14 protein-coding genes and 1 pseudogene are annotated in these 16,136 nt (G+C 59.7%); 10 read left to right on the top strand and 5 right to left on the bottom strand.

The genetic code is table 11. The annotated features are described in order from the left end of the window. From serC to QVP03_RS08580, 9 genes are all read left to right on the top strand, one after another. The coding region (serC, locus tag QVP03_RS08620; protein WP_288210717.1) for a 3-phosphoserine/phosphohydroxythreonine transaminase at nucleotides 1-916 on the top strand (916 nt) is incomplete at its 5' end. A 90-nt stretch (nucleotides 917-1,006) separates the two neighbouring features. Further along, nucleotides 1,007-1,930: a 3-phosphoglycerate dehydrogenase gene (locus QVP03_RS08615; RefSeq protein WP_032135858.1), complete on the top strand. Its 924-nt coding sequence runs from the start codon at nucleotides 1,007-1,009 to the stop codon at nucleotides 1,928-1,930. A 71-nt stretch (nucleotides 1,931-2,001) separates the two neighbouring features. Continuing rightward, a complete protein-coding gene (locus tag QVP03_RS08610; RefSeq protein ID WP_022333080.1) occupies nucleotides 2,002-3,246 on the top strand; it encodes a DUF1015 domain-containing protein in 1,245 nt (414 codons plus the stop codon). Nucleotides 3,247-3,497: 251 nt separating this feature from the next. Next, nucleotides 3,498-3,725: a 4Fe-4S binding protein gene (locus QVP03_RS08605; protein ID WP_022333079.1), complete on the top strand. Its 228-nt coding sequence runs from the start codon at nucleotides 3,498-3,500 to the stop codon at nucleotides 3,723-3,725. A gap of 2 nt (nucleotides 3,726-3,727) precedes the next feature. Next, nucleotides 3,728-4,822, top strand: coding sequence for a 3-methyl-2-oxobutanoate dehydrogenase subunit VorB (locus QVP03_RS08600; RefSeq protein ID WP_018695837.1), 1,095 nt, complete (start codon nucleotides 3,728-3,730; stop codon nucleotides 4,820-4,822). A 5-nt stretch (nucleotides 4,823-4,827) separates the two neighbouring features. Then, on the top strand, nucleotides 4,828-5,589 hold the full coding sequence (locus tag QVP03_RS08595; RefSeq protein ID WP_018695838.1) for a thiamine pyrophosphate-dependent enzyme: 762 nt from the start codon (nucleotides 4,828-4,830) through the stop codon (nucleotides 5,587-5,589). Nucleotides 5,590-5,597: 8 nt separating this feature from the next. Next, complete coding sequence (locus QVP03_RS08590) at nucleotides 5,598-6,143, top strand: 2-oxoacid:acceptor oxidoreductase family protein (protein ID WP_018695839.1); 546 nt, start codon at nucleotides 5,598-5,600, stop codon at nucleotides 6,141-6,143. A 501-nt stretch (nucleotides 6,144-6,644) separates the two neighbouring features. Beyond that, the gene (locus QVP03_RS08585; RefSeq protein ID WP_022333078.1) at nucleotides 6,645-7,349 is read left to right on the top strand and encodes a peroxiredoxin; all 705 of its coding nucleotides are present in this window, start codon (nucleotides 6,645-6,647) and stop codon (nucleotides 7,347-7,349) included. Between the two features lie 322 nt (nucleotides 7,350-7,671). Beyond that, the gene (locus QVP03_RS08580) at nucleotides 7,672-8,322 is read left to right on the top strand and encodes a hypothetical protein (RefSeq protein ID WP_022333077.1); all 651 of its coding nucleotides are present in this window, start codon (nucleotides 7,672-7,674) and stop codon (nucleotides 8,320-8,322) included. A gap of 95 nt (nucleotides 8,323-8,417) precedes the next feature. Here QVP03_RS08580 and QVP03_RS08575 read toward each other — a convergent pair whose 3' ends face one another. From QVP03_RS08575 to QVP03_RS08560, 4 genes and pseudogenes are all read right to left on the bottom strand, one after another. Continuing rightward, nucleotides 8,418-9,779 (bottom strand): histidine-type phosphatase, encoded by a 1,362-nt coding sequence (locus QVP03_RS08575; protein WP_022333076.1) that lies wholly within the window; start codon nucleotides 9,777-9,779, stop codon nucleotides 8,418-8,420. Beyond that, on the bottom strand, nucleotides 9,776-11,149 hold the full coding sequence (locus QVP03_RS08570; protein WP_022333075.1) for an FAD-dependent oxidoreductase: 1,374 nt from the start codon (nucleotides 11,147-11,149) through the stop codon (nucleotides 9,776-9,778). Before QVP03_RS08570 ends, QVP03_RS08575 begins: the two co-directional genes overlap by 4 nt. 269 nt (nucleotides 11,150-11,418) lie before the next feature. Beyond that, nucleotides 11,419-12,399, bottom strand: a pseudogene (locus QVP03_RS08565) (MFS transporter); the annotation flags it as partial. A 99-nt stretch (nucleotides 12,400-12,498) separates the two neighbouring features. Then, complete coding sequence (locus QVP03_RS08560) at nucleotides 12,499-14,157, bottom strand: ribulokinase (RefSeq protein ID WP_022333073.1); 1,659 nt, start codon at nucleotides 14,155-14,157, stop codon at nucleotides 12,499-12,501. A gap of 231 nt (nucleotides 14,158-14,388) precedes the next feature. Between QVP03_RS08560 and QVP03_RS08555 the strand changes: the two genes are divergently transcribed. Then, nucleotides 14,389-15,276 (top strand): endonuclease/exonuclease/phosphatase family protein, encoded by an 888-nt coding sequence (locus tag QVP03_RS08555; RefSeq protein WP_022333072.1) that lies wholly within the window; start codon nucleotides 14,389-14,391, stop codon nucleotides 15,274-15,276. 306 nt (nucleotides 15,277-15,582) lie between these two features. Here the strand turns inward: QVP03_RS08555 and QVP03_RS08550 are convergent. After that, a partial coding sequence (locus QVP03_RS08550; protein WP_369677403.1) for a methionyl-tRNA formyltransferase occupies nucleotides 15,583-16,136 on the bottom strand: 554 nt, incomplete at its 5' end.

The following is a 16,136-nucleotide window of genomic DNA, read 5'->3' as shown; positions in this document are numbered from 1 at the left end:
CGCGCTCTTCCGTGAGTTGCTCGGCATCCCCGACAACTACAAGATCTTCTATATCGGCGGCGGTGCCAGCACGTTCTTCTACGAAGTGCCCGCCAACTTCCTGGGCAGGAAGGCAGGCTATGTGAATACCGGTGTCTGGGCCAAGAAGGCCATCAAGGAAGCCAAGCGTTACGGCGAGGTCGAGCTGCTCGCTTCGTCCGAAGACCGCAATTTCACCTACATCCCCAAGGGTTTCGCGATCCCGGCCGATCTGGACTATGTGCATATCACCTCCAACAATACGATCTACGGCACCGAGTACCACGAAGACCTCGCTTCGCCCGTGCCCCTGATCGCCGACATGTCGTCGGACATCCTTTCCCGCCCGGTCGACGTTACGAAATACGCCATGATTTACGGCGGTGCGCAGAAGAACCTCGCCCCGGCCGGCGTGGCGTTCGCCATCATCCGCGAGGACATGCTCGACCGTGTCGTGCGCGACCTGCCGACGATGGTTGCGTTCCGCACCCATGTCGAGAACGGCTCGATGTTCAACACGCCCCCCGTATTCCCGATCTACGTGCTCATGGAGACCCTCCGCTGGCTCAAGTCGATCGGCGGCGTACCCGAAATCTACCGCCGCAACAAGGAGAAGGCCGCCCTGCTGTACGACGAGATCGACCGCAACCCGCTGTTCCGCGGTACGGTCGACAAGCAGGATCGCTCGCTGATGAACATCTGCTTCGTGATGGCCGACGGCTACGAGGAACTGGCTCCCGAGTTCATGGAATTCACCAAGGAACGTGGTATCGTGGGCATCAAGGGCCACCGCCTGGTGGGCGGCTTCCGCGCATCGTGCTACAACGCACTACCCATCGAGAGCGTCAGAGTCCTCGTGGAGTGCATGCAGGAGTTCGCCGCCAAACACGCGAAATAACGGACGGCCATGGCGCATTTCTTTACGTTCACCCCGAAGAAAAAGGCGGCCACGGACATCGATTTTATTCATCTGATAGAAAGTACAGGTATGAAAATATTAGTTGCGACCGAAAAGCCTTTTGCCAAGGAGGCTGTCGACGGCATCCGCAGGATCGTCGAGGACGCGGGCTATGAACTGGCCCTGCTTGAAAAATATACCGACAAGGCCCAATTGCTGGCCGCCGTGGCCGATGTCGATGCGCTCATTGTCCGCAGCGACAAGGTGACGGCCGAAGTCATCGGGGCGGCGAAGAACCTCAAAATCGTGGTTCGTGCCGGTGCGGGTTACGACAACGTGGATCTCGCGGCCGCCACGGCGCGCGGTATCGTGGTGATGAATACCCCGGGGCAGAACTCCAACGCCGTGGCCGAGCTGGCGCTCGCCATGATGGTCTTCATGTCGCGCAACCGCTTTACGCCCGGTACGGGTTCGGAGATCCAGGGCAAGACCCTCGGCATCCACGCCTACGGCAATGTGGGCAAACTCGTGGGGCGCAAGGGCAAGGCGCTGGGCATGAACGTCATCGCCTACGACCCCTTCATCACGGATGCGGCGGTGTTCGAAGCCGACGGTGTGAAGAAGGTGGATTCCCTCGAAGATTTGTACAGGCAGGCCGATTTCCTGTCGCTGCACATCCCGGCTACGGAGCAGACCCGCGGCTCGATCGGTTACGAACTGCTGATGTCGATGCCCAAGGGTGCCACGCTGGTCAACACCGCCCGCAAGGAGGTGATCGACGAACAGGGTGTCGTGCGTGCGCTGACCGAACGCGAAGACCTGAAATACATTACCGACATCGCTGCCGGGAACCAGGCCGAGCTGGACGAGAAATTCGGCAAGCGGGTGTTTGCCACCGCCAAGAAGATGGGGGCCGAGACCGCCGAGGCCAATATCAACGCGGGGCTGGCCGCAGCCACCCAAATCGTCGATTTCTTCAGGAACGGCAATACGCGGTTCCAGGTGAACAAATAGCGGATAACGGCGCGTGAAAGGCGGGAGCGAAGGCTGCGCCCGCCTTTTTCGCTTTAATACATTAATTCATTATGGTGAAAATCAAACCTTTTTGCGGGATACGTCCCCCGAAACAGTATGCGTCCGAAGTGGCGTCGCGCCCCTATGACGTGTTGAATTCCGCCGAGGCCAAGGCCGAGGCCACCGAACGCTCGTTGCTGCACATCATCAAGCCCGAAATAGATTTCGAGCCTATTGCCGACGAACATTCGCAGGAGGTTTACGACAAGGCGGTCGAGAATTTCCGTGCATGGCGTGAGAAGGGCTGGCTCGAACAGGATCCCGGGGAGTATTATTACATCTATGCGCAGACGATGGACGGCCGCACGCAATACGGACTGACCATGTGCTGCCATTACGAGGACTACCTCTCGGGGGCGATCAAGAAACACGAACTGACGCGTCCCGACAAGGAGGAAGACCGCATGATCCACGTCCGCAACCAGCAGGCCAATATCGAACCGGTGTTCTTCGCCTATCCCGACAACGCCGAGATCGACGCCATCGTGGCCGACGTGGTGAAGAACAACGCCCCGGAATACGATTTCACGGCTGCCGACGGCTTCGGCCATAAGTTGTGGGTTATCCGCGACAAGAAGACCAACGACCGTATCACGGAGATTTTCGCGGGCATCCCGGCGCTTTATGTCGCCGACGGGCATCACCGCACGGCCGCCGCGGCGCGCGTGGGACAGGAGTGCCAGGCAAAGAACCCCGGCCATACGGGCAACGAGGAGTATTGCTATTTCCTCGCCGTGACTTTCCCGGCGGGACAGCTCCGGATCATCGACTACAACCGTGTCGTGAAAGACCTGAACGGCCTGACGCCGGAGCAGTTGCTCGAAAAGCTCGCCGAAAGTTTCACGGTCGAGGACAAGGGTACGGAGGAGTACCGTCCGACCGAACTGCATAATTTCTCGATGTATCTCGGCGGGCGTTGGTACAGCCTGACGGCCAAGCCCGGGACATACGACGACAACGACCCGATCGGTGTGCTGGACGTGACGGTGCTGTCGAACCTCGTGCTGGACAAAATACTGGACATCAAAGACCTGCGCACGTCGAAGCGGATCGACTTCGTGGGCGGAATCCGCGGCCTGGGCGAGCTCAAACGCCGTGTCGACAGCGGCGAGATGAAGGCGGCGTTCGCCCTCTACCCCGTTTCGATGCAACAGCTCATCAACATCGCCGACACGGGCAACATCATGCCCCCGAAGACGACGTGGTTCGAGCCGAAACTCCGCTCGGGCGTGGTGATCCACTCGTTCGAAGAGTAACCGCCCTGCAAAACCGTCGGGGGCCGATAAGTCATTCAACCCTCGGAGAACCGCCTGTCCGGCGCGTTTTCGAACCCCTGTCCGATGGCGGAATAAACGCCGGAAATATTTTGTACGCAGTGCGTTCGGGTGGATTATTCCGGGCGCACTGCTTTCATTTATCCGTTTTTCATGATAAGATTTGTTGCATTCGTTTAGAATTTCCGGGATTTTTTCTTATATTTGTAAGGAACTTAACAATACTACGGCTTATGGCTAAAATAAAAGGAACAATCGTTGTCGACAAGGAACGGTGCAAAGGGTGCGGGGTCTGTGTGGCTTCGTGTCCGTGCGACGTGCTGGAATTGTCGGCAGAGGTGAACAGCAAGGGCTATCCCATATCCCGGATGGTAAATCCCGATGCCTGCACGGGGTGTGCTTCGTGCGCGGTGATTTGCCCCGATAGCGTCATCACGGTTTATCGTCAAAAATTCGAGTAGCTATGGCAGAAAAAGAGGTAAAACTGATGAAAGGCAACGAGGTGATAGCCCATGCGGCGATTCGCTACGGTTGCGACGGATATTTCGGGTACCCGATCACTCCCCAGTCGGAAGTGATGGAGACACTGATGGAACTCAAGCCGTGGGAGACCACGGGCATGGTCGTGCTGCAGGCCGAATCGGAGATCTCGTCGATCAACATGGTCTACGGCGGCGCATCGACCGGCAAACGGGTGATGACCTCGTCGTCGAGCCCCGGCATCAGCCTGATGTCCGAGGGGCTGAGCTACCTGGCGGGGGCGGAACTGCCCTGCCTGGTGATCAACTGCCAGCGCGGCGGCCCGGGGCTGGGTACGATCCAGCCTTCGCAGGGCGACTATTTCCAGGCCTGCAAAGGCGGCGGCCACGGCGATTTCCACATGATCGTACTGGCGCCCAATTCGGTGCAGGAGATGCACGACCATGTGGCCGAGGCGTTCGACCTCGCGTTCAAATACCGCAACCCGGCGATGATCCTCGCCGACGGGGCGATCGGGCAGATGATGGAGAAGGTGGTGCTCGCGCCGCAGCGTCCCCGCAAGACCGACGAAGAGATCGCTGCCGAGTGCCGCTCGTGGGCTACCTACGGCAAGCCTGCCGACCGCAAGCGCAATATCGTGACGTCGCTGGAGTTGCAGTCCGAGAAGATGGAGATCATCAACAAGCGCCTGCAGGAGAAATACAAGGCGCTCGAAGAGAACGAGGTGCGTTATGAGGAGATCGGCTGCGACGATGCGGATTACGTGATCGTGGCGTTCGGTTCGTCGGCCCGTATCTGCTCGGCCACGGTCGAGATGGCGCGCGCCGAAGGGCTGAAGGTCGGCCTGCTGCGGCCGATCACGCTCTATCCTTTCCCCAAGAAGCCGCTTGCCGAACTGGCCGCGCGCGGTGTCAAAGGCTTCCTTTCCGCCGAGCTCAATGCCGGCCAGATGGTCGAGGACGTGCGGCTGGCCGTGAACGGCGTAGCTCCCGTCGAGCATTTCGGCCGTCAGGGCGGTATGATGTTCGCGCCCGACGAAGTGCTCGCGGCGCTCAAGGAAAAACTGATTAAAAAGTAAAGGCTATGGCAGAGGTTGAAATCAAAAACGAAAACCTGGTTTACGCGAAACCGAAGCTCATTACCGACAACGTCATGCACTACTGCCCCGGCTGCAGTCATGGTACGGTACATAAACTGATCGCCGAGGTCATCGAGGAGATGGGCTTCGCGGAAAAGACCGTAGGCGTTTCGCCCGTGGGCTGCTCCGTATTCGCATACAATTATATCGACATCGACTGGATCGAGGCCGCCCACGGACGCGCCCTGGCCGTAGCTACGGCCGTGAAGAGGCTCTATCCCGGCAACCTGGTCTTCACCTACCAGGGCGACGGCGACCTGTCGGCCATCGGCACGGCGGAGTCGATCCACGCGGCCGCACGCGGCGAGAACGTTGTGGCGATCTATATCAACAACGCCATTTACGGCATGACGGGCGGCCAGATGGCCCCGACTACCCTGTTGGGTATGAAGACCGCGACGACGCCCTACGGCCGTGACCCGCGCCTGAACGGCTACCCCTACAAGATCGCCGAGATGATGGCGCACCTCGACGGTGCCACCTTCATCACGCGCCAGAGCGTGCATACGCCCGCCAACGTGCGCAAGTGCAAGCGTGCGATCCGCAAGGCATTCGAAAATTCGATGGCCGGCAAGGGCTTTTCGCTCGTGGAGGTCGTTTCGACCTGCAACAGCGGCTGGAAACTCTCGCCCGTGGCCTCGAACGAGTGGCTCGAACAGAACATGCTGCCCTACTATCCGCTGGGCGATATCAAGGACGTAAAATAAGGGATGCTATGAAAGAGACTTTAATTATCGCAGGGTTCGGGGGCCAGGGCGTCCTCTCGATGGGTAAGATACTGGCCTACTCGGGCGTAATGCAAGACTTCGAAGTCACGTGGATGCCCTCGTACGGCCCCGAGATGCGCGGCGGTACGGCCAACGTGACGGTAATCCTTTCGGACAGGAAGATTTCTTCGCCGATCGCCCACGAGTTCGATACGGCCATCATCCTGAACCAGCAGTCGATGGAGAAATTCGAGCCGATGGTCAGGCCCGGCGGCATCCTGATCTACGATACGAACGGTATCACGCGCCATCCCGTGCGCGAGGACATCGAGGTCTACGCGATCGACGCCACGGCCGAATGCGCCCGGATGGGACAGGCCAAGCTGTTCAATACGATGATTCTGGGCGGGTACCTCAAGGTGCGCCCCGTCGTTGAGATGGAGAACGTGATGGTCGGCCTCAAGAAGTCGCTGCCCGAACGTGCCTGGAAGATGCTTCCCGCCAACGAGGAGGCGATCCGCCACGGCGGCGAGATCATCCGCAAGGTACGCTGACGGATCCGGGTTCCGATGGGTTCCCGAAGAAAAGAGCGGCAGGCCGGAAGGTCGCCGCTTTTTTCTATTTGGCAGGGAAGGAACCACCCGTTTTTCCGCCTCTGTTCCTTCCGTTCGTCTTGTGGTATTTCCTTTGTTCGTTTTTTAATCTTGTTTTCTGTTTTCTGTTTCCTGTTCCCTGTTCCTTCTGCCCGTCCCTTCTGCCTGTCCGCCGTGTTTTTCCCGTCACTCGCTTTCCACCCCCGTTGGCTGAGCCTGCCCCCGTATTCCGGTTCCCCCCCCCATCGGTGCGATGTCCTTTCCGGACGCCGCGATCGTCCGGGGAAGCCGTGCCCTACCCAAAAGCGCCGTTTGTGTATACGCTTCCGTATTTCCGCGCAAACCAGAGGGTTCCGGATTAGGACTATTCCTGTAAAAACCGTAATTTAGTAGAAAGATCCCCGGTTCGCATCCATCGGCACCGACTTTGCGGGCCCCGGCATAAAACTAATATTTCGGATTATGGAAAAGAACGAACAGCAACTGCCGCGCCTGGGGGAACCCGTCCCGGCATTCGAAGCGATGACAACACGGGGAAAGATCAGCTTTCCCGCCGACTACAAGGGCAAATGGGTGATCCTGTTCAGCCACCCCGCCGACTTTACGCCGATCTGCACCTCCGAGGTGCTCACGTTCGGTGCCCGTACGGCCGAATTCAGGGCTTTGAACTGCGAACTGATCGGATTGTCGGTCGACAGCCGCAACAGCCATATCGCATGGCTGCGTACGATCCGTGAGAAGATCGAATACCGGGGCATGAAGGATATCAAGGTCGAATTCCCGATCATCGACGACGTGTCGATGAAGGTGGCGAACCTTTACGGCATGATCCAGCCCGGTGAAAGCCAGACGGCAGCCGTGCGTGCCGTATTCTTCGTCGATCCCGAGGGCAAACTGCGCGCGATGATCTACTATCCGCTGGCTCTGGGACGCAATTTCGAGGAGATAAAGCGTGTCCTGGTAGGTTTGCAGTCCATCGACGCATTCGGGGTCGCCATGCCGGCCGACTGGCGTCCGGGCGACGAGGTGATCGTCCCGATGCAGGGCGAGGATATGGACGACCAGCCCGAAGGGGTAAAATGCTACGACTGGTTCTTCTGCACCCGTCCTCTCCCGAAGGAGGAGATCGAGAAAAAACTCGGCAAAGGCATAGCTATCAAGGGATAGTCCGGTTCCGGCCGGCAATGCAAAAGGGGGCTTTGCAAAGCCCCCTTTTGCATACTGGCAGCAGTTGCCCTATTCGGCGCTTTGCCGGGGATTGTTTCTGACACATAATCCATATTTTTCGGGATGAGTACTGTTTTGATTTTTTTTTGTTATATTTGAGGATTAATATTAAAATATTAAATATTATGATTGGTATTTAAATCTGATTTTCATTATTGCCCGGGAGGTTGTAATGGAACGGCTATTACGGAGTTAGTCGCACAATAATCCGGAATCGTTTGTGGAAGGATAAAAAACTTATTCAATACCAAAGATGATTCATATGAAATGGTTATTATATTGTAATATCCTGATGATCCCTTTGTTTTCCGGGTGCGACTCCTCTGAAAATAATAACGACACCGGAACATACCGAATTTATAAGGAGTATCTGGTCGACGCTTATTTGGAGGTCGAAAAGATGTATGGCCGGCAACTGAATGCAACGACCCTGGAGTTGTATTTCTCCGGTAAGAAATATGGTATAACGTCGGAAAATGCTTCGGAGGTCGCTAAGTTCAAGGAGCTGGCTGTTAAGCACAACGATGATTTCAGCGATTATATCACGGTAGATTTCGGATATACCGTAGGAAACTACGTAAGCTATGCGGAAAATTTTACCGGGATCGAAATCAGGAGCAGTATTTCATGGGGCGAGGGGCATTCCGCCGGAAGTACGTTGAATGACTTGTGCTATTTCACGGCTTACTCTTTTGCGCCGACATTGAAAGATCATGCAAAGGGTGGATTGACCCATATCCGTAAACATGCCGATGAACTGACTGCCGCAGATATGGAATTGTTGCAGGATGGGTTTTTACGACTCGATTTTTCAGACGGAAACTCCCGGTTGTCCGAAGCCCAGGTAATTACGATTTCTTTATCGACCCTGAGCGGACGGGTTTTAAGGGCTGATCTGAAAATCGGAGAGTAAGAATAACGCAACGCGCTACGGGAAAGGGAGGCTTTACAAAGCCCCCCTTTTCGTTGAATACGCCGCGCCTCCCGGATCGGAAGCCCAACAGCCGGTTATGCTCCGGGAGCCTGTCGTGTGCCTGCTGACGGCGGTTCCGCGGCCGTGGCTTTCGCTTCGGCGATCCTTCGGCGGTAGAAGGCCCGCAGGTCATCCCATTTGTAGTACGGCGGCCTTGCGGAAGCGAGCGGAAAGTACATTTCATGTTCGTTGTGGAGTATCCTGACCAGGATGTCCGCCGTCCCCTCTTTCCGGTAAAAGATCATCTGGATGTTGGCCGCCATCGGTGAAATACGGTAATCGCGCCATGCGTCCGCGATCAGATCCGGATCGGAAACCTCGGCCGTGCAGCCGTCGAAAGCCATCAGGCAGGTCAGGGGCATGAGGTTGCCGTCGTGCCCGAAGCGCAGGTCGGCCGAGGGCGCGCCCTGCACCAGCGCACTGTCGGCGCGGGCGATGATCTCTTCGAGCAGCGCCGTCGCATAGCGCAGGGCATATCCCCGGTTGAACGCCCCGGGGCCGCGCTGGTGGTAGAAACGGTAGTTGACGCACTCCCAGACGGCATACAGTTCTTCGGGGGTGAACAGGTCGCGGAATGTGATTCCGCTGCGGGTGTCCTGTTCGTTTACGGCCAGGGCCCAGAGCTGTTGCATCAGCTCCCGCTGGTCGATGTCCGCCGGAACTTTTCCGCCTGCGAATAACCTGGCCATCAGGCGCTCCGGATGCATCCGGCTTTCCCGGAATCCCTCTTCGGCCTCTATCCAGCTCTCGCTTTTCAGCAGGTTCAGGTACTCCGGGGCGGGCCCGGGGTTTGCCGCCGTGCTGAAAAAGTTCAGGTAGCGGGTCGTGCGGTTGTTGGCCGTCCGCGTGATTTCCAGTTCCGGGTTCATCCTCCGCAGCTGGTCGCAGAATGCCGCCATGCTCAGCACGCAGCGTACCACGACGGTCGATTGTGCGTCGACACGCGCGTTGCCCCGGAAGACCTCCGGGTAGGATTCGAACATCCGTTCCGCGATCCCGTAATGCTGTTCGGCACCCAGCGGCGTGAGGTCGCCCGCCCTGCCCTCGCCGTCCGAACAGGCCCGTTCCACGCGGCGTAAAACATCCTGCCCGAACTCCGACAAGGCGCCCTCGCGGGCGGCCTTGCCGAAAGTTTCCAACACCTCCGTATATTCCGACGCCCTGAGCAGCCAGCGTGAGCCGTGGCGACCGTAGTGGCTGATGTAGAAAGGTTCGTAACCTTCGGGCGCGGGAGTCCGGGCCGGATTGTCGTACGTGTAGGCATAGTATACCCCGCCGGCTTTGTCGGGGTCGGCATAAATCTCCTGGCGGGCGTTCTGTCCGGACAGGGGCCATGCACAGGCCGCCAGGCCGAGGCCGAGCAGCAGTTTCGTAAACCGCATGATCCGTACCGTCATCGGAGGTAGGCTCCGGTTCGTTTCAATTCGCTGCGCAGCTTCGCCACGTCGGCCTGCGACGGTTTCACTCCGTCCCGCAGGGCGATGCGTGCGGCGCGTCCGGCGGCTTCGCCGAGGGCCATGCAGGTCGACATCACGCGTGTCGAGGCCATCGCTTCGTGGGTGAAAGAGGCGCAGCGGCCTGCGACGAGCAGGTTTTCGACCTTTGCGGGCACAAGCACCCGGTACGGGATGTCGTAGCAGTCGCCGCAGTATTCCAGCGTGCAGTCCCCGCCTTTGGGATGGTGCAGGTCGACGGGATAGCTGGCTACGGCAACGGCGTCGTCGAAGCGGCGGCAGGCCAGGATATCCCCGGCCGTGAGGACGTATTTCCCGACTGTTACGCGGCTCTCGCGGATACCCATGAACGGTGCCACCCGATCCATCCACGCGTTTTCGAACCCCGGGACGAACTGACGCAGGTATTTCCGGATTTGGTAAACCTGCTTCCTGGCTTCGATTTCCCCACGAGTGTAGCTCCCGGGATCGGTCGGGTCTACGCCGTTCACACGCGACATGTTGACCCATATTTCGTCCTCGGACATGCCCGTGATAAGGATCGTGCGGGCCACCGGGAGGTCGATCCCCGCCTCGCGCGCCTTGGCGATCTGGTTGCGAAGCCCCACGGTGATGAACTTCTCGTTGCGGAACGACTCCGCAGGCATGATGTCCATGTCGTAGATGTCCGGGTGCTCTGCGATCGCGTCGCGCAGGCGTTGTGTGGCGACACCGCGCATCGAGAACATCAGCGTCGGGGGCTGCATGCCGCCCTCGGCATCGCCCTTGCGGCACTCGACGCCGGCACGGAAGGCCACATCGGCGTCGCCCGTGCAGTCGATCACGGTGCGGGCGAGGATCGCCTCGCGCCCGGCCTTGCTTTCGATGACCACCCCCTTTACCTCGTTGCCCTCCCTGATGACGTCGGTGCAGAAAACATACATCAGCACCTCGACGCCGGCCTCCTCCATCAACTGCTGTGCAAGGGTCTTGCTCTCCTCCGGGTCGATGATCGTCAGGCTTACGTGGAGCTTGCAGGGTCGGTGTCCGCTCGCGGCGCCCCGCTCCTGCAGCCGGTCGATAAACCGCTGCGGGAGCCCCTCGATGATCTGGTTGCCTTTCTGCCCCAGGAATCCCAGGATCGGGAGCCCGATCGTGAGGTTCCCGCCCAGGTAGCCGCGGCTTTCGATCAGCATGACCTTCAGCCCTTCGCCCGCTGCGGCCTGTGCGGCCATGAGCCCCGCGGGGCCCCCGCCGACGATGAGTATGTCCGCCGATGCGCGTACGGGGATGTCGCGGGCGGGTTCGCGGACGGTCGTAATTTTCTTTTCCATGGTTTCGGTTTTTATTTTTGTACAGCTTGTTTTTCCTGCGGGATTTCAGGGCGTGTCATTTTCCAGAGTATCACGACGGCGATCCAGTGCAGGACGCCCATTACGAGGAAAAGCGACGGCCCCATGGTGCTCAGCAGTTGCCCGACGTAGTAGTTGAAGATCGCCCCGCCCACGGCCCCGAAGCCTGCCGTGATGCCGACTACGCTGGCCACGTTGCGTACGGGGAATGCCTCGGCGATCACTACGCAGATCGTGTAAAGCCAGCTCAGGCACATGATGGCGATCAGGCTGAACGAGGCGATGATGGCCGCGACGTTCCAGTACGGCGGCAGGGCGTTGAAATAGGGCGTGAAGATGCACAGGGGTGCCGCGACGGCCACCAGCGTCATCATGCGCTTGCGCGCGCGCAGCGGATCCATGCCCCTTCGTACCATTTTGTCCGACCATGCCGAGGTCAATACGCCGCCCACGGCGCCGAACAGGAACGGGATCCAGCCGACCCATCCCACCTGTATGAGCGTCAGTCCCGAATCCTCCTGCAGGTAACCGGGCAGCCAGAAGAGACAGAAATACCAGACCGGATCGCTGACGAAACGGATGAGCAGCACGCCCCACAGCGTGCGCGTCTTCCAGAGCCCGCCCCACGTGAAGGCTTTGCCGTGGTGCCGGTTGGCGGCGCTTTCGCTGAGCGTGACGTCGAGTATCTCTTTGGGCGGGTCGGCGTAGACGGCCATCCAAACGATGGCGATCAGGATGCCGATGGCCCCGGCCAGGACGAAGACGTCGTTCCACGGAAAGATCGTCGAGAGCCATGCGATGACGATCGGGGCCACGACCGTGCCGATCGACCCGCCCGCCGTGCAGAGGCTGTTGGCCGTGGCGCGCTGGCGTTTTTCGAACCAGACGGTCACGGCGACGATCTGCCCGGCAAAAATCGTGGGCTCGGCCAGCCCCAGCAGCCCGCGGAAAAATGCGAACTGTTCCATATTGGTCGAAAGGCCGCCTCCGATGCAGGCCGCCGACCATGCCAGGATGCCCAGAAACATCACCTTTTTCGGGCCGAACCGGTCGACCAGGATGCCCGATATGGGATACATGACGGCGTAGCATATCAGGAAGATGTTGACGATGAAGGCATAGCCGTCGTCGTTCATCTCGAAGGCCGCTTTGATCGTCGGCTTGAGGATCGAAAGCAACTGGCGGTCGAGGTAATTGCAGATGATGGCGATGAAGATCGTCACCACGATCATCCATTTCATGAAGATCGTCACCGCGATCATCCATTTCCGTTTTTCCTGGTTGTTCAGCAGGTTCATGCGTGTCGTCGGTTGTATGGGTTTGCGTGTCGGTTAGCGTTGCGGGAGCCCTCCCTGGGCTTTGTAGCGTTCGTATCGCTGCATGAGCAGCGGGTGGCGTTCCGCGCGGGGCGTATAGCGCCGTGAAGGGAAGTTGCAGAGCGCCCGCTGCGCCTCTTCCACCGAGCCGTAGCAGCCCGCGATGACCGTGGCGTAGACCACCGAACCCATGGCGCAGGCCTGTTTGCAGTCGATGACCGAGATTTCCCGGCCGGTTACCTCGGCCAGCAGCTGCATGACGAAGGGCGATTTCTGCGATATGCCGCCGATCCCCGTGAGGCGCTCGATCGCCACGCCGTTCGCTGCGAGGTGGTCGAGGATCGCCTTCGTGGCGAACGCCGTCGCTTCGGCCAATGCGTAGTATATTTCGGGCGCCGTCGTCGAGAGCCGCAGCCCCGTGAGCGTCCCGGTCAGCTCCGGTGCGGGGTACGGGTTGCGGCGGCCGTTGAGCCAGTCCGTCGCCAGCGGCATGTCCGCCCGGAGCTCCAGCCGCTCAGCCTCTTCGGCGAGCCTGCCCATGATTTTGTCGCGGCACTCTTCGGCCAGCCGCTGCCGGGCCTGCGCGTCGGGTGCCCCAGGCTGCACGAGCAACTCTTCCAGGGGCCAGCACAGCAGGTTCCTGAACCACGCATAGACATCCCCGAAGGCGGATAACCCGGCTTCGAACCCGACCATGCCGGGTACGATCGAGCTGTCCACCTGTCCGAATATCCCTTCGACGAGGCGTCCGCCCATCTCATCCGAAGGCATCAGCGCCATGTGGCAGGCCGAGGTGCCGAGGTTGAGCACGACCGTGCCGCAGCGGATTCCGGCGCCTACGGCTCCCGCATGGGCGTCGATGTTGCCCACCCCTACTACGACCCCCTCGGGAAGTTCGAGCGCCTGCGCCCACGCGGGCGTGATCGTCCCGGCTGCGTGGTCGCACGTGCGGTTCGTCTTGCTGATGTTGCGCACGATGGGTAGCAATGCGGGGTCGAGTGCTTCGAAAAACGCCTCTGGGGGGAATCCTCCCCAGGCCTCGGCCCACATCTGTTTCGACCCTGCGGCGCAATGGCTGGCGCGTATCGCGGAGGGATCGTCCGCCCCGGTGAGCACGGCGGGTATCCAGTCGCAGAGCTCGACCATGGCATATGCGTCGCGGCGGAGCCGCCGGCTGCCGCGCAGCAGGTGCAGGCATTTGGCCCAGAAGCATTCGGCCGAGTAATGGTTGCCCGAATGGCGGGCATAATTGATCTCGCTGCTGGCGCACAGGGCGGTGATTTCCTCCGCCTCCCGCTGCGCCGTGTGGTCTTTCCACAGGACGAACATCGCGTCCGGGTCGTCGGCGTATTCGGGGCGCAGCGCCAGCGGCGTGCACGTGCGGTCTACCAGACACGGCGTGCTGGCCGTCGTGTCGACCGAAACCGCCCTGATATGCGGCGCCGCGTCGGGCCGTGCGGCCACCACTTCGCCGATCACGTGGCGCAGGCCATCGAGATAATCCTGCGGATGCTGGCGGAAGCACGCTTCCGCCGGGGAGCAGTATTCCTGTCTGCCCCAGCGCGGGTAGCTGAATACCGAGTCGGCGATTGTTTCGCCTGTCGCGGCATCCACCAGAAGGGCACGCACGGAATCCGTGCCGTAGTCGATGCCTATGACGTATGTTTCCTTCATGGTTCGTTAGGTGTGGATCGTGTTTTTTTGCGGTTGGTTCCGGCTCCATTCCGGCGGGCCGGTAATGCAAAGGTAAAATTATTTTATTCTTTTTGTGCTTATTTTATGCTTTATTATTTCTTTTTTTTGTATTATTGTGTGTTTTATTGTTTCTGTTTGTTTTTTATATGCTTCCGTGTGTGTTTCTAAAATACTTGTTGGGGCAGTATTAATTATTAAGGTAAGATCGGTATGAAACGGATTCTGATCGTGTGTGCCGCGCTGTTGCTGTGCGGCATGGCCGCCGCCCGGGGGCGCGGCGTACACCGCGTGGTGTCGTGCAATATCCGGGTGGCCCTGCCGCAGGATGAGGAGGGCGGAAACGGCTGGTCTGTGCGTAAATATGTTTGCGAGCGGGTGATGAAGCGCTGCAAAGCGGATATCTATTGCCTGCAGGAGGTGACCGTCGGCCAGTACGAGGACATGTGCCGGATGTTCCCGGGGTATTTCGTCTTCGGCTACCCGGGCCCCGAGACGGATGCCCTGCCCGACCGGGAGTACCACGGTATCGCCAAGAACCTCGTGATGTTCTCGAAGAGGCGCTACGAGATGACGGGCGCCGGGGTTTACTGGCTGTCGGACACCCCGCTCGTGGGCGGCTCCTCGTCGTGGGGCACGGCCCGCCCGCGCCATGTCAATTGGGTACGGCTCAGGGATCGCCGTTCGGGGCGCGAGTTCCGGGTGTTGTCCCTGCACCTCGACCATATTTCGCACGAGGCGCGGCTTGCGCAGGTGCGGGCCGTGGAGGAGGAAACGTCGCAGTATCCTGCCGGTGTGCCGCAGGTGCTGGCCGGGGATTTCAATTCCAGGCCTTCGAACCCCGTTGCCGGGGTGCTTGTCGGTGCCGGCTGGGTCGATGCGTTCGTCGAGGCCAATGGCGAAGATGCGGAGCATATGTCGTTCCACCGGTTCGAGGGCGATGCCTATAAGCCGAAGAAGGGGACGCCCGGGCGTATCGACTACATTTTCCTGAAAGGCACGGGTATCCGGGTCGTCTCCTCCGCATTTGTAAAAGACTGTGTCGGCGGCAAGTATCCCAGCGACCACTATTTCCTTACGGCGGATATCGTGATCGAATAGCCGTCGCGAAGGGGCGCATTGCGTATGCTTCGGCTGCGAATCCCTGGCTCGTGCAGTGGCTTCCGGCAGTTGTTGTCCCGGGATGGTTCGGGCGCATGACATCGTTGTCCCGGAATGAAACTCCCCGGCATACGGTCAGACTCCGGCAGTTGTTGTCCCGGGATTGTTCGGGCGCATGGCGGCCGTTGTCCCGGAATGAATATCCCCGGCTCGATTCACGAGCCGGGGAGTTTCGTAATGTCTTTGTCGGAGCGGGGCGTCTGCAGCCGGGCATTGCAGGCTGGCGGGCGTCCCTGCCCTCGCCCTTTATTCCCGGAACCTGTACCGCCCTAGGTCGCGCAGGCCGAGCAGCAGTTCGCGTACGGCGAGGCGTTTCTTCCCGGCTATCTGGATTTCCCCGAGGGTGATCCAGCCGTCGGCGCAGGCTACGCGGAGCAGCGTGCGGCCGTCGCTTTCGATGCTGCCGGGTTTTTCGCCGTGGGCGGCGGGTTCGAAAGCGGCTGAATATATCTTGGCCGCCTGCGGCATCTGTGAGCCTTCCCTGTATAGTTCCGTCCAGGCTGCCGGATAGGGCGACAGCCCGCGTACGAAATTCACGATCCTGCGTCCGTCCCACGACCAGTCGATGAGGCAGTCCTCCTTGAATATCTTGGGCGCCGGGTGCAGTGCCGATTCGTCGACGTGCTGCTGTTCGATGGGGCTGATGTCGCCTGCGGCGATCCTGTCGACGGTTTCGGTCACCAGCGACGTGCCCCTGTGCATCAGTTTGTCGTAGAGCGAACCCACGTTGTCTTCGGGCAGGATCGGCACGCGAACCTGTCCGATGATGGCGCCTTTGTCGATCTCGTTGTTCAGCAGGA

Origin of the sequence: Alistipes sp. CAG:29 (assembly GCF_000435435.1) — a bacterium.
Lineage (GTDB): Bacteria > Bacteroidota > Bacteroidia > Bacteroidales > Rikenellaceae > Alistipes > Alistipes onderdonkii.
This window is presented reverse-complemented; position numbering and strand designations above follow the sequence as displayed.

Excerpts from the sequence above, each read along its gene's own strand:
- QVP03_RS08615 (WP_032135858.1), top strand. The coding sequence starts at position 1,007 with ATGAAAATATTAGTTGCGACCGAAAAGCCTTTTGCCAAGGAGGCTGTC.
- QVP03_RS08610 (WP_022333080.1), top strand. The coding sequence starts at position 2,002 with ATGGTGAAAATCAAACCTTTTTGCGGGATACGTCCCCCGAAACAGTAT.
- QVP03_RS08605 (WP_022333079.1), top strand. The coding sequence starts at position 3,498 with ATGGCTAAAATAAAAGGAACAATCGTTGTCGACAAGGAACGGTGCAAA.
- QVP03_RS08600 (WP_018695837.1), top strand. The coding sequence starts at position 3,728 with ATGGCAGAAAAAGAGGTAAAACTGATGAAAGGCAACGAGGTGATAGCC.
- QVP03_RS08595 (WP_018695838.1), top strand. The coding sequence starts at position 4,828 with ATGGCAGAGGTTGAAATCAAAAACGAAAACCTGGTTTACGCGAAACCG.
- QVP03_RS08590 (WP_018695839.1), top strand. The coding sequence starts at position 5,598 with ATGAAAGAGACTTTAATTATCGCAGGGTTCGGGGGCCAGGGCGTCCTC.
- QVP03_RS08585 (WP_022333078.1), top strand. The coding sequence starts at position 6,645 with ATGGAAAAGAACGAACAGCAACTGCCGCGCCTGGGGGAACCCGTCCCG.
- QVP03_RS08580 (WP_022333077.1), top strand. The coding sequence starts at position 7,672 with ATGAAATGGTTATTATATTGTAATATCCTGATGATCCCTTTGTTTTCC.
- QVP03_RS08575 (WP_022333076.1), bottom strand. The coding sequence starts at position 9,779 with ATGACGGTACGGATCATGCGGTTTACGAAACTGCTGCTCGGCCTCGGC.
- QVP03_RS08570 (WP_022333075.1), bottom strand. The coding sequence starts at position 11,149 with ATGGAAAAGAAAATTACGACCGTCCGCGAACCCGCCCGCGACATCCCC.
- QVP03_RS08560 (WP_022333073.1), bottom strand. The coding sequence starts at position 14,157 with ATGAAGGAAACATACGTCATAGGCATCGACTACGGCACGGATTCCGTG.
- QVP03_RS08555 (WP_022333072.1), top strand. The coding sequence starts at position 14,389 with ATGAAACGGATTCTGATCGTGTGTGCCGCGCTGTTGCTGTGCGGCATG.